Here is a 22,229-nt window from a genome sequence, read left to right as displayed (position 1 = left end):
CCAGCCGCCGGTTGGCGTAGGTTTCGGGCTGCCCAGTGCCTCAGCCCTTGTCGGCGTCGGCAAACGCGAGGCCCCTGGCCTGCAGCGCGCCCCGGAGCAGGCCAACCGCTTTCGGCCCCATGCCGTGGAGTGCCAGAAGTTGCGCTTCGGTGACCTTGCTGAGCTGCGCTAGCTGGGTGTAGCCGGCCGCGCTGAGCGCTCGTAGGGCCGGCCGCGCCAGCCCGTCCGGAAAGTCGCTCGTCGGCTGGTCACGCGTTGGCTGCGCCATCGAATGTTCTCCTATTCTCACGAATGCCCGTATCAGCCCACCGCCGCGGGGTTGCGACTACGTGCGTCCTTCTCTTTGCGCCTTCCATGCTCACCCGTCGTCAGGGTGCCTGCGCCTCCGCCAGAATGATCGCCTTGCCGAGAAATGCGGCATAGCGCTGCACCGCCTGTGCCAGCGCCTGCTGCTCGGCCGCATCCAGCGCTCGGAATGGGCTGAGCGTCAGCTGGACATGGTCTTTCTCGACGACCCGCTTCCAGATTCCGGCAATCCGGCCGTCGATTACGATCACAATGCCGAACGCAGCCACCACCAGTTCGCGGTAGGCTGGGTCGAGGATGGCGCGGTGGTCTTTATAGGCGATCGTGTACTCGTCGTAGGCCGGCAGCAGGTGCGCGATCGGCGCTGCCGCTCTGGTATGCTCGGTGGACGGCCCAGACCAATACGTATCGCCCGCGATCACAGTCATCTCAAGCTGCGACCGGCTCAGCTCCAGCCCGGCCCGGACATCGGCAGCCGTAAGGCCCGACCACCAGGCACAATCCTTGATTGTCGCCGGCCCATGGCTGGTGAAGTAGCGCCGGGCCAGCTCGGCCAGCGCCTGATCACGCTCCAGTGCTGTGGCCGGCGGCACGCGCTCGTCGAGCAGGGCGTAGGTATGCTGCTTGCCGCGCATCGTGCCGCTGCAGATCAAGCCCTCCAGCTCGGCATGCATCACAAGGTAGGTCAGGCGCATGCGATCATCGCTCGGGCGCAGGAGGCCGGCCTGCTCGAGCGCCACCGCCAGCTCGCTGCGCGTCAGGTGCGTGCCGCCCTGCAAGGCGTTGGCGAGCACGCTGTGAGCCCGCGCCAGCACGGCAGCATCGAGCGCGAGCTTGCGGTAGTACGAGGCGTTTATGGCATGGACGCGCGGCGAGGTGAGCTTGAGCAGCCAGCGGATATCGGCGGGAGCGACAAAATGCCAGGTCGGGCGCATGGCGTGGGTGCGTAGGATCGCGCCGTCGGCATAGGCCTGGTCGATCGCCGCCTGCGTCAGGCCGCCAGTGCGCTGGGCGATGCCCCAGGCCGCGCCGGGATACTCCTGCGCTTGCACTGCGCCGAGCCACTGAACCACAGCTTCCGGCCGTGCGAACGGCGCCCCGAGCAGATGTTGGTTATGCAGGCGCTGCTGCACAATCTGCGGTATGGTCATGCGCTAGAGTATACCATGGGCTGCCAAGCAAGGCGCTTTTCGATCGAAAAGTATTGTTCTCGCCGAGCGAGAGCTGGGGCGCCTGGTAGCACATGCCGCTGAGAAAAAGATGAAAGCCCTGCCAGCAGCGTTGCTTTGTTTTCGGCGTATCTTTCAAGGCAACACGCTCGTTCTTCTTAAGAGGTAACGCAGGCAGCATAGTGGCTCAACCAAAGATGACTAACGACGCAAAGCAGTATGATATTGTCCTTTCCCACGACCCAGACGATTGCTGGGCGCTGGAATGGTTGCTGCCACGGCTTGAAGCTGCTGGCTTCAAGATGTATGTAGATCAGCGCGACGCAGCTATCGGGTGGCCCAAGTCGGTCAATCGTGAGCAGGCGCTGAAGAACAGCCGCCATACCCTGGTTGTGCTTACACCACGTTATCTTGCAGGCGAGTGGAGCATGTTTGAGGCCTTCCTGGCGCAGTCGCTCAATCCGAGTGGCCGCCAGCGGCGCCTCATTCCACTTCTGCTCGAAAAGTGCCAGCTGCCAGCATACTTTGCACATTTGGAAGCAGCAGATTTTACCGATCCGAGTCGCTGGGAAGCTGAGATGGCCCGGCTGGTGCGCAACCTGAGCGGCAATGCCGAAGGCGTGTCGCACGCCTCTGCGGCCCTCTCAGTGGATGCCGTACCGGCGCCGGCCACAGCGCTGCCGGCCGGCTCGCGCCTGCCGCTGCGGCCTAATCCGTTCTTCACCGGCCGTGATGCTGATCTACGCGCGCTCGCACAGGCGTTCACAAGCAGCCGAACGGCTGTGATCGCCACCGGCATTGGCGGGGTTGGCAAAACCCAGCTGGCCGCCGAGTTTGCTCATCGCTACGGCCCAGCGCTTCGCTGGTGGCGTGTTCTGGATGCCAGATTCGCCGATCCATCGGCGTTGACGCCGCGATCGCTGCGTGTGGAGGAGCCGGCGCACTTGAACTCTACACCGACGCGGCAGGTCTATCGCTGGCTGAGCAGGTCGCCAAAGGTGCGCCGGGCCTGGGACGAAGATGTGCCATAACGCTGATCTTTGACAACTGCGACGATACCAAAGACACCACTGCCGAGCAATTGCTGGCTGCACACCGGCCCATCGGCGGCGGCTGCCGCGTTGCTGGTTACCAGCCGCCGTGGGCGCTGGTCACGCGGCTGAGCTCTGACAGTGCACCCGTTGGGTGCGTTTAGCCGCCCTGAAAGTATTGATCTCCTGCGGTGTTACCAGCCTGCTTTGGGCAAGGCCGAGGCTGCCTCGATCGCCAAGCTGCTGGGCGATTTGCCTGGCGCTCAGTCTGGCTGGCAGTTATCCTGAAGTATACTGCGACGATCCGTTTGGTAAGCCGGGAGAGTATTATGCCAATCTTCAGCGTGAGCTGCGCCGCTGGCTCAATGGCAGGCGCTGGCTCCGCTTCCCTCGCCCACCCTGCACGAGCAGGTATCCGAGCCACATTCCAGCTGGGCTTTATGCGCCTGGATCCAGCCGCATCCGCTTGATGCTTTGGCGCTGGCGGCGCTGGCGCGCGCTGCCCAGCTTGCGCCGGGCGAACCCTTCCCGCGCGAGCTTTTTGCGCCACACTTGGCGAACCTACTGATGATGAAGCGATTACCCGCCTACGTGCCAATGCGCTAGACCGCTTAATAGCGCTTGGGTTGCTGGAGGTAGCCGACAATGCGGTGTTGCGTATGCACCAGCTGATTAGCGTGTTTGCCAATGCTATGGTTGTGGATCACGTAGAAGCTGAAAATGCGAGCCGAGAAGTAGTTCTCGCACATATTTGTGCTTTGGTCGAGCAAATAGTGTTGAACAGCTACAGTCCTTGTTGGTGCATCTAAAGCAGGTGGCGGAAATCGTCATCTCGATTAAGAACAATACTCTACCGATATCCGTGGTTATACGTCAAGCCCAGGCATTCGGCGGAAATCGGTTTATCGTCGAACGTGCAGATTATGCGACGGCAAGAAAGCTATTTGAAGCCAGTTGGCATTTGTGGTGTATCGCGAAAGACGAGCTTCGCTGTGCTGCGACTTACAATAATTTAAGAACCAGTTGCATTTTATCAAGGGCGGCGAGCTGAAGCCGAGCAATACTATAATCAAAGCTTACAGTTGTATCGAGCGCTCAATAATCAACACGGTGTAGAGATTTTTGCTCTGCCACCTGGGCATACTCGCTCTCGACCGATGCCTATATGAATTGGCTGAAACCCAGCTGCGTGAAGGGATTGCAATCCTCCAGCAATTGGATGATCAGCATAGCTTGGCGATGTGCCAGACAAGCCTTGGCGATGTGTATCGATACCAAGGTAACCTCGAACAAGCTGTTGAAATCCATGCTATCGCTTCAGGGCGCAGCCGTGCCCAAGATGACCCTGGATTATTGCTGCGGCCCTTGAAAGCTGCGGGTCTGATGCATTATTGCAGAATGAGATAGAGCACGCCCGCCAATACTTCCCAGAAGGCCTGCAACTGGCTCAGGAGATGCACGACAGCGAGGGGCATAATCTGTATAATAGAAGGATTTGTTGCTGTTGCATATGCCCAGAAACGGTTTAACTTAGCGAATAAGCTGCTATTTATCGCAGACAGCGAGCGTGAGGCATGGAGCTCAAGACCATGTCCTGAAAACATGCTTATCAGGAAATGAAAGCGAATATTGCTGTTCAGCCAGTAGAAAATCTATCCAAGGAAAATCAAGTAGCCGAGGAAAAGCCTATACTGACGCTCGAACAGGCAATTAATGCGATCACTTCCATTTATCTATCTAAAAAGATTGTCGGAATAAATATTATGGCTATGTATATGCGTGGTACTGACTGGAAACTCTGACCACTGCCCCTGGCTATCCTGGACATCAAGGCGCAGCACGTGATCGCCAAGTGACAGCCTCTGGCAGGATTGTGATGTAGCATCACTCCCTGGCAATATTTTCTGGTCTAAAGTCCAGCGATATGTTTGAATAGTGCTGGCGCTATCGCTGACTTGCCCCAAGCCGAGCGCAGTCCCGGCGACGTCACCAGCCAGTATTTCGCTCGGCGCGAGATGCGTAATCGTTGCAATTTGGGCGATGTTGGGTCGATGACGACACCTGGACGCGATGATTTTCCGGCGTCAGCCAGATAGACTAAACCATTGTGATCGACTGCGATACCGTACGGGCTATTAAACTCACCAATATCTGGCCCGGATTTGTACCCCAGGCTGCGAGCAGCATGCGCAGGGCCGTGAAGTTCAGTTCCAGTTATTGCCAGTATCTGCCACATAGATATTCCCCGCGCTATCAACTGCAACGCCATATGGCCCGTCGGGTGGCAGGGCCACTACCAGGTTCCCCAATGGCGCCAAGAAAGCCGCCATCTTTGTTAAAAAATTGAATGCGGTTATTCCCACGGTCACTGATCGCAAGTGTGTTGTCTGGCGCAATCGCAATAGTGGTTGGCGTTTGAAACTGCCCTGGTTCATTCCCAGCACTGCCCCATACCAGGTATGTTCTGGTTAGGTGTAAATATCACGATTCGATTGTTACCGGTATCAGTCACACATTTTTCTGCGTGTCAACCACGATACCTTTGGGAATATTGAGCGATGACTGAGCTATAACCGCTTGTAAGCTCAGATAAGAAGGTACCTTGACTGTAAAGATGAGAACTCTTTGGCCGTTGTATCAGTCACATAGATCCAGCCGGTGGTATCTACGGCGATGCTACTGGCGTTAAACTGGTCGGGCACACGATCCATGAGATCGATTTTACGAATGAGCTGGCGCTGTAATCAAAGACGCTTATGCTATCGTCGCCACTGTCGAGTATGTAGGTAGTACCGCTGCTATCGACCGCAACTCCCAGCAGATTGCCGACGAGGGTTTCGGGCTGTACCTGGATTGCACGCTCGAAGATATAGTCATGCTGGCCGGTCATTGGTATAACGATATCGACTTGCTGCCCATCAGCCTGTACAGTGTACGACATACTGTGAGTGTGGCCGGCATATTCAACCGATAAAGCCAGGTTTTCGCCGGGGTGGATGTCGAGCGCAGGGTTAAGCTCAAGGCTGTAGATCGGTTGTTCTTGTTCTGCATCGGTGGAGGAGGTTGTCGATATACTATGCGCTGGTGTATGTGCAGTGACCTGTGCGCCTTGAATCACTTGCCCATCCGCAATGATGTACCCAAATACGCAGCACACGATGCCTTGGTCAGGCGGGAGTGTCGTAGTACATCTTCGTCGCAAAGGCTCTAAGCCAGGTGTTGATTGCGCCTCGCTAATAGCCAGACGCGATGAACTGGCCGGGCCGGATCGTTCGCCGATGAAGAAATTGGCGACAACTAAACTGCTAAGACAGTAGAGCAGAGCAACTATTCGTCTTGACATGTGACCGACGCCTGGAGTGTTTGGTCAATATTTAAGATGTGGAATATACGTGTTCGCTTTAGTGGAGCAAGCATGAGCGCACGACCTGGATCAGTATGTGGTGGCAATGCTATCGTACTGGATATTCCTGTGAAAATTCGTCCCAGGTGCTATCGCTCGTAAAGGTAAAAAGGCGGCTATTCACATGCCTGTAATCTTGTCGATACTTTGTGGAAAGTAAATCGATACTCCATGACTATCGTTTAAATCTATATATTTATTCTGATACACTGCACTTTGGCGATACTCGGCTATAACAAACTGGCCGCTGATGATATCCATTACTTTTTGAGCCAGAATTCTCAGCGCGGAATTATTGATACGCTGATAAGTTCGTTGTGCTAAATCATACAAATCTAGATATTCATCTTTTTGCGTAATATCCATATAATCTCTAGAGTCAAACTTCTGCGTTGCAGTTCGAATATCTTGAAGTGTTTTTTGATTCGAGTCAATAACGCCACGTACATCTTCAGAAAATATATTCAGCGCCTGCATTAGTTCGTCAGTCTTGGATAGATCCAGTGCTGCGATGGTATGTGGGTAATTTGTTATTTGAGCGTGGCTATGATACATCGCCGCAATATGTATTGCTAGCTCGCGTGGGCTCGCTATTCTCCCTGAAGCCGAAATCGCTGATTGTATATACTTGTCGTAGGCAAATACCGACCAACCAAGGTTTTCCATGGTTACCATGTAGTTTGCATACTCTTTAACTTGGTATACATCTTCGATCAAACCCATGAGACAAGCATCAAAGTGCAAGACATCAATCTTTCGGTTGCCAAAGTTTGTCACTGCACTCAATGCTGTACGTAGTTCAGACGGAGTTAGATAATCATTATTACTGGTTTCATCCCATGCTGTACCTGTTGTGCCGCGACCATGATCGGCAATGGATAAATAGTATTGCGCCGGGTAATTTTGAAACGACCAGCTAATCAGATCGGCTAGTGTCTGAGCGTTGCCCATGTTGAGTTCGCCCATATCCCATTGATTTACGTCTTTGGTATACTTACCTAAGGGTTGGATCACTAAACGACGCAGTCATTATTGCCGTCACCATCATACGAAGACAATGATGTTCATTCGATTATTGGCTGGCATTGCTTCGAGCGATTTAATTGCTGCGCGCATCCAGTATCGAGGTTATTATCTCCAGCTAGATAAAGAATAAATGTCCATGTTTCAGTAGCGGATACGTTGGTACCAACAAAATTGTGTTGGGCCTTGCTCGGGGGCACGGTAACGCTACGTGAGGCTGGTGTAAACTCATACTTTTGCTTGTGTAGCTGTGAGGGTGTATGTGCCCGGCGATAGCCCATTGACACTATAAAATCCGTCGTGGTAGTTAATGCTGTCGGGCCACCCTCGGTGGTAATAGTCATCAGCGATCGGGTTATTATTCGTATCCACTACTTATTTGAGATTAGTAAGTGTGCAGCCGTGCCAGTAAATTCTGCTGGGATACACTTGGCGGCACAGTGACAATGCGTAAAGTTGGCGCAAGCGGTAATTAGATTTTGCCGCCGTAAGTGTGTATGTGCCTGAGCATCAAGCTATTCAAGCTATACGATCCATCCGCAGCTGTCATCGTTGATGGGCCACCTCCACGCTAACAGTCGCATCTGCAATCGGTTGTTATTTGCGTCGACCAGCCGCCAGTAATCGCCAGGCGATCGTCAATACATCTTTCAATTGGCTGAACGCTCGCTGGCGGCGTACTCGAGCCGGCAGGAAAGCCACTACAATATTCGATCCGAATACGTCCATCGCCGCCGCTCCGCCGCCAAAACGGCCAGTTCCGCCAACTGGTGGGACGAGCTAATAGCCCGCCCATTGCAATCACCCCGGTGCTGCCAAGGTTAGCGCTATTCACGCGTAAACACTTGCCGCCGCCGCCCGACCCAGCCGTCACGCGCCGGTTGGTTCCCGCGTCGTCGTAAATCACTCCCGACGATGGCAGGCCCTGTGTGCTGATTTCCCGGACAACGAAAGCGACCGAGCAATACAGATGGAATGGCTTCCGCCGCTGCCACCTTGAGCACTTCAACTGCAGGTTTATACTGGTCGCGCCTGCGCCACCGCCACAAAAAACATTGTGGAAGATCCGGCGCCCCTTGCCTTCCCCGCCTTGGCCCCACGTGCTGCCGCCAATATGATCGCCGTCGGCATGAACACCATAGCCGCCGCCACCACCGCGCCGCCGGGCGTCCGCTCCGGCGCTTCACCACGCGGTGAAGGTGTGATATTTGGCGTCTGGTAGTAATGTACAATCTGATCGCTGGGGCTTTGATGCCTTCACCCTGCCATTGATCAGTCGCATAGCCATTACCGGCAATCCACCCCGAAATCCCATACCCATCGGCGTTGATTTCGCCAGTATAGCGTAGATTGGCACATGACGCTGGTATCCCGCCGACCGCTCCATCCCAGGCGCGCAAGGTAGCAATTGCCCTGTAACGTTACAGGTGGCATACTGTGGAGCTTACCCGCATGATCTGAGCTTGGTACTGATATCCACTAGTTGTGTAGGTGTACACAAGCGGGATTTAGCAATTGGAAGGCGCCATTACCTGTAATATCGAAACCGCTACGTTAAGCTCCCATGACCCTGCTCCAGCACCGGGTTTGGTACAGGAACACGTAATCACCAGGGGATTAATACGCCAAATAGCATATTTGTCTAATACAGAGATCGCATGGAGCCAGCCGATGCGTTGACTGAGCCGAGGCCAACCTTGATATTGTCGAGATTGCCGCTGGTAGGCATATCGCCATCACGACCATCACCGAACATTGTTGAAATAGTCGGCGCGGCGGTGGTGCTGTGCCTGCGCCAATATCGATTGCGTTTTAACGACTGGTTGTATATGGGCCGATGTGGGGATCGTACATAATTCGATGAATAATACGATGAGATATATTGAATGCCTAGTCATAGTGGCCTCAATCGATTGTTGGTCATAAAAGCCTATGTTGTTTGTAAATCTTATAATATTTTTAATATTAAGTGGGTGAAGCAATGAAAATATGTGCTAATATATGCAGATATTATTGTAGACAAACTAGTAAGTATAGTTCGGTGAATATTTTGTTATCTTTGGATCAGCTTTATTCCCAATAAAGTCCTCAAATCACGCTACTCACCCGCCACTCCAGTCGATGACGTTGTGTACTGCCAAGAGCCAGGGGACTTGAAATTGATAATCATCCAGCGGAAGGTTTGGAGAGTCGCAGACCCTCAAGGTATTCGTTTTTCGCGTTGTGGCAGAGCCGCGGCTCTGCCACAACTGGCATCTCGAGGCGGCAAAGCCGCCCGCGCCTCCACCAAGCGGGATGATGTGGGCTTTCCGAAGTCCCTAGGAGCATCCATACCTTGCCAGGATGTGGCTATGCCGCTGCATTTCGTAAGCGGTCATCTGTTGAGCCAGAGACAAGCTGCCTGTAGGTGTGCAGTTTGTGATTAGACTGCTATTGCTCGCTGCTGGGCCTCTACGCGCCGCGTGCTCCGGGCGCGGCCTAGCAGCACAAGGCAGATGCCCGCGTTGAAGCGCGCCGAGCGTGCCACACAGCGCAAGCCAGATGAACACATCGGCATCGAGCGCGCCAGGATGCCGTGGCCGAAGGAGCGGTCGGCCAGCGGAACCAGCAGCGCCGGCAGCGCGAGCAGCACGATCCCCGGCACCAATGGCCACACGATCGCGGCGGCCAGCCAGTACCAGGGCTTGTCGCGCGCTCGCTGCAGCCAGCCCGGCGCGCGCAGCAGGCTGCGCAGCGCCAGCGCGCCGCCAATCAGCGTGATCAGGCCCAGCAGCAAACCGAGCGTGCCTACGCCGACCGGCGCGCTCGTGGGAGTGGCGCCAGACAGCAGGGCTATGAGCCCACGCTTGATCTCGGAATACCCGACAAACGCCGAGCTTGCGCCATTGGCATTCGCGAGCAGCACAAAGCCATACCCACTTTCGGGCAGAAGCACCGCTTCGCTGTAGAAGGTCGATAGCACGCCGTTGTGCTCGATCGTCCGCGATTTGCCCGCGCCCTGGGCGAACCAGCCCATCGCGTAGTGGCTGTCGGGCTGTTGTGGCGGGGTGTGCATCGCCGCTATTGCGGCAGGCGACGCCAGGGCTGCGCCGTCGAGGCGCCCGCCGTTCAGCTGCATCACCAGGAAGCGCGCCATGTCTGCGGCCGTCGAGATCACGCCGCCCTCGCCGCTCACAAAGCCATGAAGCTCGCGCGCCGCGACGGGCTGCCCGAAGATCACCAGGTGGCCTTGCGCCAGGCGAACGGCGCGCTGCATCCCCGCCGCAGTCGTGTCGGCGTTGAATGTGTCGTTCATATGCAGCGGCGCGAAAATATGGCTCTGCAGATAGCTTGAGAATGGCTGGCCGCTCACAACCTCCACAACCCTCGCCAGCACCTGGTAGTTTGGGTTGAAGTAGTGAAACTCCGCGCCCGGCGGCGCGACCGGGCGAGCGCGCCGCAGGCCGGCCACGCGCTCGCTCAGGTTGGCCGGCTGCGGCAGCACGCTTTCGGCGAAACTTGCGTCGGATAGGCCGCTGACCTGGTTCAGCAGCTGGCGAAGCGTCAGCCGGGCGGCGTGATCGGGGTTGGCGAGTGTGAACTCCGGCAGATAGTGCTGCACTGGCGCGTCGAGGTCGAGCGCGCCGGCTTCGGCGAGCTGCATCACCGCCAGCGCGGTGATCGATTTGCTGAGCGAGGCGATGAAGAACTGGGTCTGCGGGGTAGCCGGCTGGCCGTCGGCGGCGGAGCCGTAGCCTTTGGCGTAGACCACGCGGTCGTTGTGGACGATCGCCAGCGCCAGGCCCGGCACCCGCTGCGCGGCAAGCTGCGCGGCCACATAACGATCGATCGCGCCGGTGTCGGGCGCAGCCGCCGCGCTGCTGGGCGTGGGCGCGCGTGTGGTGGCTGCCATCAGGAGGATGGCGAACATGATCCTCGAAACTATCATCACTCACCTCCTGATATACAGACAGAAATGGGCCTGGTTTTGTGACAGGATACACAATGATCATACCTGCGATGTATCTTGCCGGCATGCCGAGCGCAAACTTGTCACAAAAGGCTTTCGGCAGGTGTCCTTGCAGTATGCTCGTGATAAAGCTAGCAAGACTGTGACCTCGCGCAGAAGGAGACGCACATGGCAACGAGGAGCGATCGACACCGCTACGATATTGAACCGGCCGGCAGCCTGCGTGCGCCGCGATGGGCGCGATGGGCAGGGCACTTGATGTGTGCCTGGTCGCTATTATTCGCGTACCTGCACTTCGCCTCGGAATTGCAGCAGTCACCCGCCACTCGCGAGAGCCAGGGCATGCAGGTCGACCCTCTGGCCTGGTGGCTGTGCATCGGCACACTTTGCGTGATCGGCACGATCGCCGCGCTGGCGCTCATTCAGTCGCGCGCGCAGTGTTTCCCGCGCTGGCTCATGCGGGCAGCCAACCTCGGGGGCGGCGCCCTGGTCATCGCCTATGTGTTATTTAGCTTTTTCGTGAATGGCTTCCACTGGGCGTTGGCGCCTGGTGTTCTCTGTGTTGTTGGCGCGCTGGTGGCGCTGGCGCTCACCCATTCATGGGGCCAGCACCTACCACGCCGGCTTATGCTGCTCTTCACCTGGGCGGGAGGGGCCGTGCTGAGCCTGCACGCGCTCTACGGCTACGTCGTCCATGGGCTCGCAGCGCTTGGCATGCTCAGCTGGGCGCAGGTGCAGCAGATGGCAGGGGCGCCGGCGACGCCCATGTCGGCGGAGGCGGTCAGAGAGCTGATCGGTGCGAGCCTGCTGATCTGGAACCCCTGGTTTTTGCTTGGCGGCATCCTGTTTTTGATCGTGGGGCGGTATGCGAGCCGCTACGCAGGCGAGCCTGTTCGGTTTTTCGCCTGATAGTTGAAGAGTGGGCGTCGACACGCCGCCTGGCCTTGCGTATGCAGCTCGCTGCCGCGCACGCGCGAGTGTGCGCCGGGCGCGCCAATGATCATGGCTCGCCTGCGCGCTTTGAAGAGTAGCGCGATACGTTTGGAGCGAACTGCTACATGTTTGGAAGAGCAGCCTACATGTTTGGAAGAGCGGCCAACTTCTTTGGAAGAGCAGCCTACACAAAACTCCTGGCCGTGCTGGCAACCTCGGCACAAAGGCGAACATCGCCGCGTGGTACGGCGCCTGGCGCGCGGGCGGCCGAGGCGACCGGCTGACGCGCCGCATGGAGCGCAGGCGCCTGGCGCGCACCACGCGTCCTCCTGCCGGCGTTTGGCAGCCAGGGCGCTTGTCATTGCGCGAAACTGTGCTATGCTTGCTCCGTCGCCGTGCCAACACGAGGGCCGGGGCGTAGATCATAGGAGCTACGCACTTGCGTGATCCGGCTTCGCGAAGCCGTGCAGGTTGCCAGCGGCAGCATCGTGTGTTGATTTTCCGCGCGCAGCACGAAAATCGACACATCCAAAAGGAAAGTACCGCTCTGCCGAAGGCTGAGCGCGCCAACTGCGTAAGCTCTCGCTCGATGCATGGCACCATCAGTGGAAATGAAAAACGATGCAAAGCAAAATTAGCCACCTCCAGTTCAACGTTCAGGCCGCCAATCTGCCGTTCTACACCGATCTGCTGGCCTTCGTCGGCTTGCAGACGCTTCACGAAGGCGAGGGCATCCTGGGCGTCGGCGATGAGAACGAGACCAGCATGTGGTTTAGCGCGCCGGCCAAGGATGTGGCAAACGACTACGACGGGCCAGGCATGAACCACCTGGCGCTGGAAGTCCCGGCGCAGTCGGATGTCGACGCGGCGGCGGCCTACCTGGCCGAGCGCGGCGTGCCGGCGCTGTTCGGGACTCCGCGCCACAACCCCGAGTTTAGCAGCGCCGAGCGCACGTACTACCAGGTGATGTTCGAGAGCCCCGACCATATTTTGTTTGAGATTGTGTATATGGGGCCAAAGGCAGACTGAGGGCGGGAACGGGGTTGCACTTACGTGCTTTGGATTCGGGCGATCTTCTGCAGAGGCAACGATGCGCGATGATAGCGTGATCATTAATTGGCACTACCACGGCAAAACCGACTACAGTGTGGGAGCGGGCGCCACCCGTGCTGAGTATCTCCTCGGCTGGGGCGCAGCTGCTCTCGGCTTCCTCTTCTATAGCTACCTCTACCTGCTGCAGGCTCTGCCCTGGGCTTTCTGGCAATACCTCCTTGCTGCATTTCTCGGGTTTGATGTCGCAGGTGGCCTCGTCTGCAATAGCCTCAATTCATGCAAGCGGTTCTATCTGACCCCGGCACAACCGTCGGATTCACGCTTCAGCCAGCTCATAAAAAATCCGCTGATCTTTGCAGCTTTGCACATCCACTCGTTGCTGATTGGCCTACTGTACAATACGCCAAACTGGCGATTTGGCCTCGGGTGGTACCTTGCGCTTATCGGCAGCACCGTGCTCGTTCTCAAGAGCCCGTTGTATTTGCGGCGCCCGATGGCCATGCTTTGCATCCTCGCCGCAATTCTGGTGAATGCATCCTTGCTTGTGCCAGTTCAAGGGTTTGCATGGATGATGCCAGCACTATTCATCAAGATTGTGTATGGGCATGTCGTTCGCGAAGAGCCTTATCGGCCGAGTATTGAGCAGTAGCCGCCTCGAATAGCGTGATCAGAGTAGGCTACAAATCCTTGCCAAAGCGCCAGGCTAACACGCCACTCAATATGAACGAGCAATTGCCAAATATTGACGTCTGGATGATCCATCATCATTTGCAGCGCGCGCCTGTCTTCTCGCTGCCGCGCGGTTACCGGATGCGCTTCTACGCTGAAGGCGACATACAAACCTGGGTTGCTATTCAACAGGCTGCCGAGCCGTTCTTCGTTCCTACTGCTGAAACGTTCCTCAGGTATATGCCCGGCGACATATCGTATGTATCACGCCGGGTTATGTTTCTCGCTGATCCGAATGGGCGAGATATTGGCACAATTACGGCCTGGAACGACCAGCTTTTCCAGCACAATGACATTGGGCAAATTCACTGGGTGGCAATTATTCCCGAGGCGCAAGGCCGAGGACTTGCCAAGCCAATGTTGAGCGCAGCTTGTGCTGAGCTACAGGCACGTGGCTACACGGCGGCTGTGCTAGAAACCAACACCCGCCGGATAGCCGCACTTAACCTCTATCTTCAGTTCGGCTTTGAACCATATCCGCACACTCAAGCCGAGCGTGATGCCTGGCTTAGCGCGGCATCTCACCTCAAGTTTGGTGTCCATGTATAGCAGCGGAATCCCTGCATATTCAGGCAGCTTCTCAGCAATCATCCGCTCAAGCGGTTTGCTACGCACTCTTGAGTGAGCTATCGCCAGCGCATCCCGGTTCTCGCTTGGGCAATCGCTACAGGACTCACAGAGTTGCCTTTCGGCTCCCTCAATCGGGCGCTTTTGCCTGCGGCAGCATGGTACTCAGCTATTGTTGTGTGTGCGATTTTTCCGCGCGGAGCGCGGAAAAATCGCACACCAGAATCAGGTGCCGCTACGCTGTTTGCTTGATCACGTATAGATTGTGTTGCACTCGTGGCTTCGCCGCGTAGTGCAACACAATACGAAATTTGGGGCGGCTACGCCGCCCCCAAACCCCCACCAAAGTGTAAGTCATCAAGCGAATTTGGTATTGGGAGGAACAACCGATGTTTGCTGAGCCCGTATCGTCGGCGTTGGCCGCGCAGATCGAACTGTGCGATGTGGCTGCCTGGCAGGATATGTATGCTGCCGCCCCGCCCGATTTTATCCGCCGGTTCCAGCTCGAATTGCTTCGTGTTGGGCCAGCTGTGCTCACTCGCTGCCCGGCCCTGCCCTTTGTTCACTTCAACTGCGTCATGAACCTAGGGTTTGCCCAACCAGCAACGGAAGAGCTGCTCGATCAGATCTTGGCAGTCTATCACCAGGCGGGAGTGCGCCATTTTAGCTTCTATCACATCCCGCACGCTCAGCCCGCAGCCTTGCCAGCCTGGTTCAAAGCAAGAAAGCTCCAGCGGCAAGGAGGATGGGATCGTATCTATCGCGATGGCCGCGCCCTGAGCGAGCACGCGCGCACACCGCAGCAAGGCGTTGTGGTAGAGAAGGTCACGCGGGCAACCGCCGCCGAATGGGCGGGCTACATTGATACATGCTATGGTTTGCCGACAACGCCGTGGCTTGTTGCGCTGGTCGAGCGTCCTGGCTGGCACCATTATCTGCTGCGCCAGGGCGCCGAGATAATCGCTGTTCGCACGATGTATGCGTCCGGCGGCAAGGCCTGGTTTGGTATCGACGCGCCTGTTCCAGGTGTGATGGCGCCATCCTACGATTTGGATGTTCAGCTTTGCCACGCGATGGTGAAAGATGGCCTGGAGCTGGGGGTGCAGCTGTTTGTGGCCGATATCGAGGCGCCGGATGTGGCGATGGCAACACCAGCCTACCATCATTTCGAAACGCTGGGCTTTAAGCGGCCGTACTTCCGGAGCCATTACGGCTACTGATACCAGCGTAGCTATGCGCTTGACTTTGCCGATCATCTGTTCTATAGTCTGGCTGCTCACTCTGGTTGGATTGCGTAGTGGGGGGGCCTGTGGTTTGGGTTGAGCATGGATTCGCTGAAGCATCTTGCTCGATCGGTGCTTCCCAACACCAGGAAGGGAACCGTATGCAATCTTCCTACAAGCCGCACGGCTACACCTCTGTCGCGCCCTATCTGATTGTCGATGGCGCTAGCCGCACGATTGAATTCGTCCTGCGCGTGTTTGGCGCGATCGAGCTGCGCAGGTTTCTCCACCCTGACGGCAGGATTATGCACGCAGAGGTACGGATCGACGATACGGTCGTGATGCTGGCAGACGGCGCTGCCGGCTGGTCTCCACTCCCAGCCCACATTCACGTGTATGTACCCGATGTCGACATAACATACCAGCGCGCGCTGGAAGCCGGCGCAACGTCGGTACAGGAGCCGGTGCAGAAGCAAGATGAAGACAAGCGCGGCGGGGTAAAGGATGCGGCGGGGACAACCTGGTGGCTAGCTACGAAAATAGACTAGAAACGCGCGCCAAGCATTCCCTATAGCGCAAGCGCCGGCCTACACGGGCACGTGCTTGTTCAGGCCGAGCTACAGGAGACCTAGAGCATGGAAATGCAACCTGAGCCGACGCTGGTCGAATTCGTGCGCTACAACCAGTGGGCCAATCAGCAGCTCCTTGCCGCCTGCAGCAGCCTCGACGAGCACCTGCTCACGGTCGGCATTCCGGGCGCGTATGGCTCGATACTTGAAACCTTCAGGCACCTGCTGCGCGCGGAGGCGGGCTTTCTGAAGCGGATCCACGGAACAGCTCCGCAGCCCGCATTCACCTGGGAAGAAGGCCCCAGCCTGGGGCAGATGGCAGCCTACGCGGCCGAGGTGGCCGAGGCGTTTATGGATACGATCGGGCGCATCCCGCCCACGCAGAACGTGCACGAAGAGGGCAACGGCTGGAAGTTTGACTACCAGGCCCGGCTGATCTTCATGTCGCTGGCCTACCACGGCATCGCGCACCGCACCGATATTACGACGTTCCTCAACAGCCGGGGCGTAGCGCTGCCCGAGCTGGATGTCTGGGCGTATCAGTCGGCGTACCCCGCGCACTTCCAGGCGAAAGTCGTGGTGATGTAGCGTTCAGCTGGAAATGGCACCTTCGGCCGTGATGGCATGATTCGGATTTTGTATTGGGCAAATACACCCTGCACGGTGGGGATGCGGCGAAGCCGCCCCCGCAGAAATCTTGGTTGGTGCGGCGCGGCTTCGCCGCGCCGCACCATAACCAATGTGCAGCATGTGCTTGCCCAACACAGCATGATTCGGATTTGCTCTATAGTACTGCGGACAGAACCTAGCGAGCACGCGCTATGACACGAAAACGCTTCTGGGAAGACCCGTACTGCACCGAGATAACCACAACCATCAGCGGTATTATCGATAACGATATAACTGTTGCCGAAACGATTTTCTACGCCTTTTCCGGCGGCCAGGAAAGCGATACCGGCACTATCAATGGGCATCCTGTTGTCGCGGCGCGAAAAGAAGGCCACGAGATCCGCTATACGCTCGCAGCCGTCGGCGGCCTCGCCGTCGGCGACCGCGTAGATATGCGCATCGACTGGCAGCGCCGATACGCGCTGATGCGCCTCCATTTCGCTGCCGAGATCGTGCTTGAGCTCGCGCAGCGCCTCTTTCCAGGCATCCACAAGATTGGCGCGCATATTGCGGCGGATAAGGCGCGGATTGATTTCCTGTATAGCGAAAATATCGCCGCGTCTCTGCCGGCGCTGCAGGCCCAGGCCCAGGCGATTATTGACGCAGATGCCGTCATTCAAAGCGCTTTTAGCGACGAGGCAGCCCAGCGACGCTACTGGCAGATCGAAGGCTTTGCTACCGTAAGCTGCGGCGGTACCCACCTCCACCGCACCGCAGAGGTCGGCACGATCGCCCTGCGACGAAAGAATGTAGGAAAGGGCAAAGAGCGCATAGAAATAACCGTTGCCTAGCGCAACACCGCCGATCGTGCAGGCTTGGCCGGGGCGGCGCAGGTTGTGGGCGGCAGCGGCCGTGGAACGAGAACTGCTGGTTGGTGTTCGACTACTGATCGGACGCCATAGAGGAGTTCACCATGCTGTTACCACTGCTGCTTGCAGCCCTCGCGATTCTGCTTGCCTGGACAGTGTTCGATGTTCTTATGCACCGGCTTTTGCTGCGACCCCTGTATGAAGAAAATGCCAATCTGTGGCGACCGTTTGACCAGCTGAACGTCGTTCAGATCTACATAGCAACGTTCGCCTTGATTGCTGTGTTTGTTCTGACCTACTGGCTGCTCATCAGCCCGAAGTCATTGGCCGCCGGCGCCGGCTTTGGCGCAATGCTCGGCCTGGCGCTCGGCGTTTCGTCGGGGCTGGGGACTTACATTCACATGCCGATACCACGGGCGCTTGCGTGGGGGTGGTTTATCGGAGGGTGGCTGAAAGGCATTGTGGCGGGGGCTATCCTCGGCGCGCTGATCAGGCAATCATAGGCCAGCGTGTTTGAGTGCGGTTTTCCGCGCTCAGATACATACAGATTACATGCATATCACTCTTCTTGCACTTGGGTCGCGCGGCGATGTTCAGCCATACGCCGCGCTGGGCGCTGGCCTGCAAGCCGCCGGCCACCAGGTGCGTTTTATCACCTTTGAGAGCTTTGCTTCGCTGGTCGGAGAACATGGCCTCGATTTTCATCCCATTCGCGGCAATGCGCAGGCGCTGGTTGCGAAAGCCGGGGCAAATATGCTCGCGCTGGTGCGCTCTTTCGGCTTGTTGGCCCAGGGCTACGCCCGCGATTTGTCGGCGCCCTATTTGGGCAAGACCGACCTGATTATTAACCAGCTGCCGGTTGGCCTGTACGGCTTTGACCTGGCGGAAAAATACTGCGTTCCCATGATGATGGCGGCAGTTATTCCGCTGGCACGCACGCAGGCCTTCCCGCTGATGGGATTTCCGAAGCTCGTTCTACCTGCCTACCGCCGGGCCACCTACACACTAGGCGAGCACATAGCCTGGCTGGTATTTCGCCGCGTGATCAACCACTGGCGCAGGCAAACCCTGGCGCTAGCGCCGCTCCCGCTTGCAGGCTACCTGCATCGCCTTGGAACACGGCAGATCCCCATACTCAATGGGTTTAGCGAGCATGTCGTTCCACGCCCGCCCGACTGGAACGAGCACATCCATGTGACGGGCTACTGGTTCGCGGAAGATACGCACTGGCAACCGCCCGCCGATCTGCAAGCCTTTCTTGACGCCGGAGCGCCGCCGGTCTTTATTGGCTTCGGCAGCATGCCTGTGAACGACCCCCGCAAAACCACCGAAGTCGTTCTCGAAGCCTTGAAGCAAACCGGGCAGCGCGGTATTCTGCACATGGGCTGGGCTGGCCTTGGCGAACAAGCGCTGCCCGATTATGTATTTAAGATCGACTATGCCCCGTACGGCTGGCTGTTCCCACGTATGGCAATGGCTATTCACCACGGCGGCTCGGGCACCACATCGTTTGGGCTGCGCTCTGGCATTCCCTCGTGCGTGGTCGCGTTTGTGTTTGATCAGTTCTTCTGGGGCGAGCGCATTGCAGAGCTGGGCGCCGGGCCGCAGCCTCTTCGGTATACCCAGCTGACGGTTGAGCGCCTTCGAGAAGCCATACGCGTTGGCGTCGAGAGTGCTGCGATGCGGCGGCGCGCCCGCGAGGTTGGCGAAAAGATCCGCGCGGAGCAGGGGATCGAAAACGCAAGGCGGGTGATCGAGCAGTTCGTGGGGGCGCGGCCGGCAGCCTAATACGCTGTTCGCTTAATCACTTGTAGATTGTGTTGCACGACGTGGCGAAGCCACGTCGTGCAACACAATTAGCAGTTACTCACTTGCGTGATCTGGCTTCCTAAAGGCAGGAGATTGAGCCTGCGGCAGCATGGTACTTGGTCATCTTCTGTGTGCGGTTTTCCGCGCTCAGCGCGGAAAACCGCAGATTGCTGCTCCCCGCCGCGCGCGGCGAGCACCGGCAAACGCTACTCCCCGATCACGATACCGGGCGCGGCGTACTGCTCGCCATAGAGCCAGTGAGGATGGTTGCCCTCGACAAAATCGACATCGATCTCTTCCATGCCGTCGACGCCGTAGATATGCTGGCGGTCGATGACCGGGCTGTATACCTTCGCGGCGGGCGAGAGCGTAGCCGCCCACCAGCTGAATGACGAGTTGGCGCGAAAGATCGTGCGGGCAAAGTACAGCTTCAAGAAATCTTCGAGCCAGTCGAACACGATACCAGGGAGATACTCGGAGCCGGCCGGGTACTGCCAGCCGCCACGGTAGCGCATCTTGCGGCCAACGTGCCATTGCCCGGTGTAATCGTCGGATACCCACTGGATCGAGCTGGCGTCATAGCCAAACTTCTCAAAGGCGCGCCGGTACGAGTCCTTTGAAACCACCGAGTAGCCCTGGATATTACTCCGATTGTAGTTCACATCGCTAATATCGTCGCGGCGAAGGTGGGCAATATCATAGAGGCCCTGCATGTCGGCGTAGCGGCGATACACCGCCAGCTGCTTCACTGCATCGCTGAACTCAAACACGTCTTTCAGATGCGCGCGCGACATCTTCGGGAATATGGCTTTGTTGTAGGTGCAGCCATTCGCGTGGCACAGCGGATGGTCGGGGGTCGCATATGGGTCGCCAGCAAGCTCCGCGTCGAACAGTTGGGCGGTGGGGTAGTATTTCTGTACAACCGCCATCTTCTGCTGGTTCTTGACGTACGCATCGTCGGGCTCGGCTAACGCCGCGCGGATTTCCTCGTTTTCTACCACCGGATGATCCTGGCGCTTGAACAGCCGGGTGCCTTCCCAATCGGAGGGAAGCCAGTACGCGCGCCCCGTCAGCCGCGCGTATGTCGCGCCATAGGCATACTGAAACATCCGATTCCCAAAGCGCCCGTTCCACCGGATCTGGAAAAGGAATTCATTCATTCAGCTGCCAGCTTTCTCGCTGCCGCCTGGCTCGTTCAGGAATACTTTGGCCTCACCATACCCGCTTGCCAGCGGGCTGTCAAGCGCGGCTCATACCAGCTCAGGGCTCGTGCAACGTCGGCCCTCACCTCCCCTTACCCCCCTCCCCTGACAGGGGAGCACGACAAAAAATATTTTCGGGGGCGGCGAAGCCCCCCCCGAACCCCGTAGGCCCTGGCTGCACCAGCCGCGACGCCCGAGCCCACAGCCTTGACAGCCGGCCGGCAAATCGGTATGGTTAATACCAATAGAACTTACGCGCTTGCTTTATTCGGCTTCCTCAAGCGACGAGATTGCAGCTCGCGGCAGCATAGCACGTGCCGATTCTGCCGCAAGCAGAGCACGCCAGCTGCGTAAGCCCTAACCAATTCGGATGCAGGCGGCGCATTGCGCAATTGTGCTACACTCCGCGCTCAATCGCTCTGCGCTCTGCTATAGAGCCTGCGAGGCGAGATTTGATGCCCCAGCTGATCGGCATGGATGACGTGATTGTGGTGACAGGCGGCGGCGGATTCATCGGGGGGCATGTTGTAGCGGATCTTCTGCGGCAGGGGCATAGGCGCATTCGAGCTGTCGATAGTAAGCCGGTGGACGAGTGGCACCAGGCTTTCCCCGAAGCGGCCAATCTTCGCCTGGATCTGCGCGAGAAGGAAGCCTGCTACCAGGCCGCCCAGGGCGCGCGCTTCATCTTCAATTTCGCTGCCGACATGGGCGGCATGGGCTTTATCGAAACGCACAAGGCCGACTGCATGCTGTCGGTCATGATCAATACGCACATGCTGCTCGCCGCGCGCGATTGTGGGGCCGAGCGTTTCTTTTTCTCGTCGTCGGCGTGTGTCTACGCTGCCGACAAGCAATCCAGGCCCGACGCCGCCCCGCTGAAGGAGGCCGACGCGTACCCGGCGATGCCGGAAGATGGCTATGGCTGGGAGAAGCTGTTCAGCGAGCGGATGTGCCGCCACTTCTCGGAGGATTACGGGCTCGCGACGCGAGTGGCGCGCTACCACAACGTCTATGGGCCGTATATAGCCTATCAAGGCGGCCGCGAGAAGGCGCCGGCCGCGATCTGCCGCAAGGTAATCAGCGCGCTGCTCAGCGGGACGCGTGAGATCGAAATTTGGGGCGACGGCGAGCAGACGCGCAGCTTCATGTATATCGACGACTGCGTGTATGGCACCCAGGCGATCATGGCCAGCGATGTGCGCGAGCCGCTTAATCTCGGCAGCGACGAGCTGGTCACCATCAATCAATTAGTCGACATGGTTGAGGCGATCGCGGGGGCCAAGCTGAAGCGGCGCTACAAGCGCGACGCGCCGAACGGCGTACGCGGCCGCAACAGCGACAACAGCCTGATCCGGCAGAAGCTGGGCTGGGCGCCCTCGATCTCGCTTCACGACGGTCTGCTGCAGACCTATCGCTGGATCTACGATCAGATGCGCGGGCGCCGCGCCTAGCGGCGAGCGCAGAGCGAGTAATACAAATTCGCTTGATTACTTAGAGCCTGTTTGAAAGGGGGTGCGCGAGGGGCTATGCCCCTCGCACTTCTGGCGGGTGGCGGCCACGAATGTGGCCGCCGCCTGAAAAGTGGAAGCTTGGAGGGACGAAGTCCCTCCAAACCACCCTTTCAAACAGCTTCTTAGGCTTTGGTGGGGGATGGGGGCGGCGACGCCGCCCCCGAATTTCTTTTTTGTGTTGCACTGCGTGGCTTCGCCACGCAGTGCAACACAATCTATAGGTGAACAAGCGAGTGCGCCGAGAGCGCTCGGCGGTTCTGAAGCGCTGTTGGCG

General features: G+C 57.9%; 23 protein-coding genes. 14 read left to right on the top strand and 9 right to left on the bottom strand.

The genetic code is table 11. The features are described from left to right. Window positions 1-40: 40 nt before the first annotated feature. The gene (locus U0177_RS08375; RefSeq protein WP_409570154.1) at window positions 41-268 is read right to left on the bottom strand and encodes a DNA-binding protein; all 228 of its coding nucleotides are present in this window, start codon (window positions 266-268) and stop codon (window positions 41-43) included. Window positions 269-368: 100 nt separating this feature from the next. After that, window positions 369-1,457: a winged helix DNA-binding domain-containing protein gene (locus U0177_RS08370; protein ID WP_409570153.1), complete on the bottom strand. Its 1,089-nt coding sequence runs from the start codon at window positions 1,455-1,457 to the stop codon at window positions 369-371. A 215-nt stretch (window positions 1,458-1,672) separates the two neighbouring features. Between U0177_RS08370 and U0177_RS08365 the strand changes: the two genes are divergently transcribed. From U0177_RS08365 to U0177_RS08355, 3 genes are all read left to right on the top strand, one after another. Continuing rightward, window positions 1,673-2,506, top strand: coding sequence for a TIR domain-containing protein (locus tag U0177_RS08365; RefSeq protein WP_409570152.1), 834 nt, complete (start codon window positions 1,673-1,675; stop codon window positions 2,504-2,506). 1,122 nt (window positions 2,507-3,628) lie between these two features. Beyond that, window positions 3,629-3,913, top strand: coding sequence for a tetratricopeptide repeat protein (locus U0177_RS08360; protein ID WP_409570151.1), 285 nt, complete (start codon window positions 3,629-3,631; stop codon window positions 3,911-3,913). 209 nt (window positions 3,914-4,122) lie between these two features. Next, window positions 4,123-4,308 carry a hypothetical protein gene (locus tag U0177_RS08355; protein WP_409570150.1) on the top strand — a complete coding sequence of 62 codons (186 nt, stop codon included), beginning with the start codon at window positions 4,123-4,125 and terminating at the stop codon, window positions 4,306-4,308. Window positions 4,309-4,415: 107 nt separating this feature from the next. Here U0177_RS08355 and U0177_RS08350 read toward each other — a convergent pair whose 3' ends face one another. The 6 genes from U0177_RS08350 to U0177_RS08325 all read right to left on the bottom strand — a co-directional run bounded on the left by U0177_RS08350 (window position 4,416) and on the right by U0177_RS08325 (window position 10,860). Beyond that, a complete protein-coding gene (locus tag U0177_RS08350) occupies window positions 4,416-4,742 on the bottom strand; it encodes a hypothetical protein (RefSeq protein ID WP_409570149.1) in 327 nt (108 codons plus the stop codon). Beyond that, the gene (locus U0177_RS08345) at window positions 4,711-4,800 is read right to left on the bottom strand and encodes an SBBP repeat-containing protein (RefSeq protein WP_409570192.1); all 90 of its coding nucleotides are present in this window, start codon (window positions 4,798-4,800) and stop codon (window positions 4,711-4,713) included. Before U0177_RS08345 ends, U0177_RS08350 begins: the two co-directional genes overlap by 32 nt. After that, on the bottom strand, window positions 4,760-4,963 hold the full coding sequence (locus U0177_RS08340) for a hypothetical protein (protein ID WP_409570191.1): 204 nt from the start codon (window positions 4,961-4,963) through the stop codon (window positions 4,760-4,762). The genes U0177_RS08345 and U0177_RS08340 overlap by 41 nt, the downstream gene beginning before the upstream one ends. Before the next feature lie 208 nt (window positions 4,964-5,171). After that, the gene (locus tag U0177_RS08335) at window positions 5,172-5,849 is read right to left on the bottom strand and encodes a hypothetical protein (protein WP_409570148.1); all 678 of its coding nucleotides are present in this window, start codon (window positions 5,847-5,849) and stop codon (window positions 5,172-5,174) included. A 180-nt stretch (window positions 5,850-6,029) separates the two neighbouring features. Further along, window positions 6,030-6,923, bottom strand: coding sequence for a clostripain-related cysteine peptidase (locus U0177_RS08330; RefSeq protein WP_409570147.1), 894 nt, complete (start codon window positions 6,921-6,923; stop codon window positions 6,030-6,032). 2,431 nt (window positions 6,924-9,354) lie between these two features. Beyond that, entirely contained in the window at window positions 9,355-10,860 is a 1,506-nt protein-coding gene (locus tag U0177_RS08325) for a serine hydrolase domain-containing protein (RefSeq protein ID WP_409570146.1), read from the bottom strand. Between the two features lie 189 nt (window positions 10,861-11,049). Between U0177_RS08325 and U0177_RS08320 the strand changes: the two genes are divergently transcribed. The 10 genes from U0177_RS08320 to U0177_RS08275 all read left to right on the top strand — a co-directional run bounded on the left by U0177_RS08320 (window position 11,050) and on the right by U0177_RS08275 (window position 19,221). After that, the gene (locus tag U0177_RS08320) at window positions 11,050-11,790 is read left to right on the top strand and encodes a DUF3995 domain-containing protein (RefSeq protein WP_409570145.1); all 741 of its coding nucleotides are present in this window, start codon (window positions 11,050-11,052) and stop codon (window positions 11,788-11,790) included. A 645-nt stretch (window positions 11,791-12,435) separates the two neighbouring features. Next, a complete protein-coding gene (locus U0177_RS08315; RefSeq protein WP_409570144.1) occupies window positions 12,436-12,843 on the top strand; it encodes a VOC family protein in 408 nt (135 codons plus the stop codon). 61 nt (window positions 12,844-12,904) lie between these two features. Continuing rightward, window positions 12,905-13,516, top strand: a complete 612-nt coding sequence (locus tag U0177_RS08310; RefSeq protein WP_409570143.1) for a hypothetical protein — start codon at window positions 12,905-12,907, stop codon at window positions 13,514-13,516. Window positions 13,517-13,587: 71 nt separating this feature from the next. Further along, the gene (locus U0177_RS08305) at window positions 13,588-14,145 is read left to right on the top strand and encodes a GNAT family N-acetyltransferase (RefSeq protein ID WP_409570142.1); all 558 of its coding nucleotides are present in this window, start codon (window positions 13,588-13,590) and stop codon (window positions 14,143-14,145) included. A 407-nt stretch (window positions 14,146-14,552) separates the two neighbouring features. Beyond that, window positions 14,553-15,383, top strand: a complete 831-nt coding sequence (locus tag U0177_RS08300) for a hypothetical protein (RefSeq protein ID WP_409570141.1) — start codon at window positions 14,553-14,555, stop codon at window positions 15,381-15,383. A 164-nt stretch (window positions 15,384-15,547) separates the two neighbouring features. Beyond that, a complete protein-coding gene (locus U0177_RS08295) occupies window positions 15,548-15,934 on the top strand; it encodes a VOC family protein (protein WP_409570140.1) in 387 nt (128 codons plus the stop codon). Between the two features lie 87 nt (window positions 15,935-16,021). Beyond that, a complete protein-coding gene (locus tag U0177_RS08290) occupies window positions 16,022-16,543 on the top strand; it encodes a DinB family protein (RefSeq protein WP_409570139.1) in 522 nt (173 codons plus the stop codon). Window positions 16,544-16,776: 233 nt separating this feature from the next. Then, on the top strand, window positions 16,777-17,415 hold the full coding sequence (locus U0177_RS08285) for an alanyl-tRNA editing protein (RefSeq protein WP_409570138.1): 639 nt from the start codon (window positions 16,777-16,779) through the stop codon (window positions 17,413-17,415). A 122-nt stretch (window positions 17,416-17,537) separates the two neighbouring features. Continuing rightward, window positions 17,538-17,936, top strand: coding sequence for a hypothetical protein (locus U0177_RS08280; protein WP_409570137.1), 399 nt, complete (start codon window positions 17,538-17,540; stop codon window positions 17,934-17,936). A 49-nt stretch (window positions 17,937-17,985) separates the two neighbouring features. Further along, the gene (locus tag U0177_RS08275) at window positions 17,986-19,221 is read left to right on the top strand and encodes a glycosyltransferase (protein ID WP_409570136.1); all 1,236 of its coding nucleotides are present in this window, start codon (window positions 17,986-17,988) and stop codon (window positions 19,219-19,221) included. Between the two features lie 227 nt (window positions 19,222-19,448). On the opposite strand, the gene U0177_RS08270 is transcribed toward U0177_RS08275, so the two are convergent. Beyond that, the gene (locus U0177_RS08270; RefSeq protein ID WP_409570135.1) at window positions 19,449-20,351 is read right to left on the bottom strand and encodes a hypothetical protein; all 903 of its coding nucleotides are present in this window, start codon (window positions 20,349-20,351) and stop codon (window positions 19,449-19,451) included. 548 nt (window positions 20,352-20,899) lie between these two features. On the opposite strand from U0177_RS08270, the gene U0177_RS08265 reads away from it, so the two are divergent. Further along, window positions 20,900-21,895 (top strand): NAD-dependent epimerase/dehydratase family protein, encoded by a 996-nt coding sequence (locus U0177_RS08265; RefSeq protein WP_409570134.1) that lies wholly within the window; start codon window positions 20,900-20,902, stop codon window positions 21,893-21,895. Window positions 21,896-22,229: the final 334 nt, after the last annotated feature.

Origin of the sequence: Kouleothrix sp., assembly GCF_046328425.1 — a bacterium.
In the GTDB taxonomy this organism is placed as follows: domain Bacteria; phylum Chloroflexota; class Chloroflexia; order Chloroflexales; family Roseiflexaceae; genus Kouleothrix.
The sequence above is the reverse complement of the archived record's forward strand: the minus strand, read 5'-3'. Positions and strand labels throughout refer to the sequence as shown.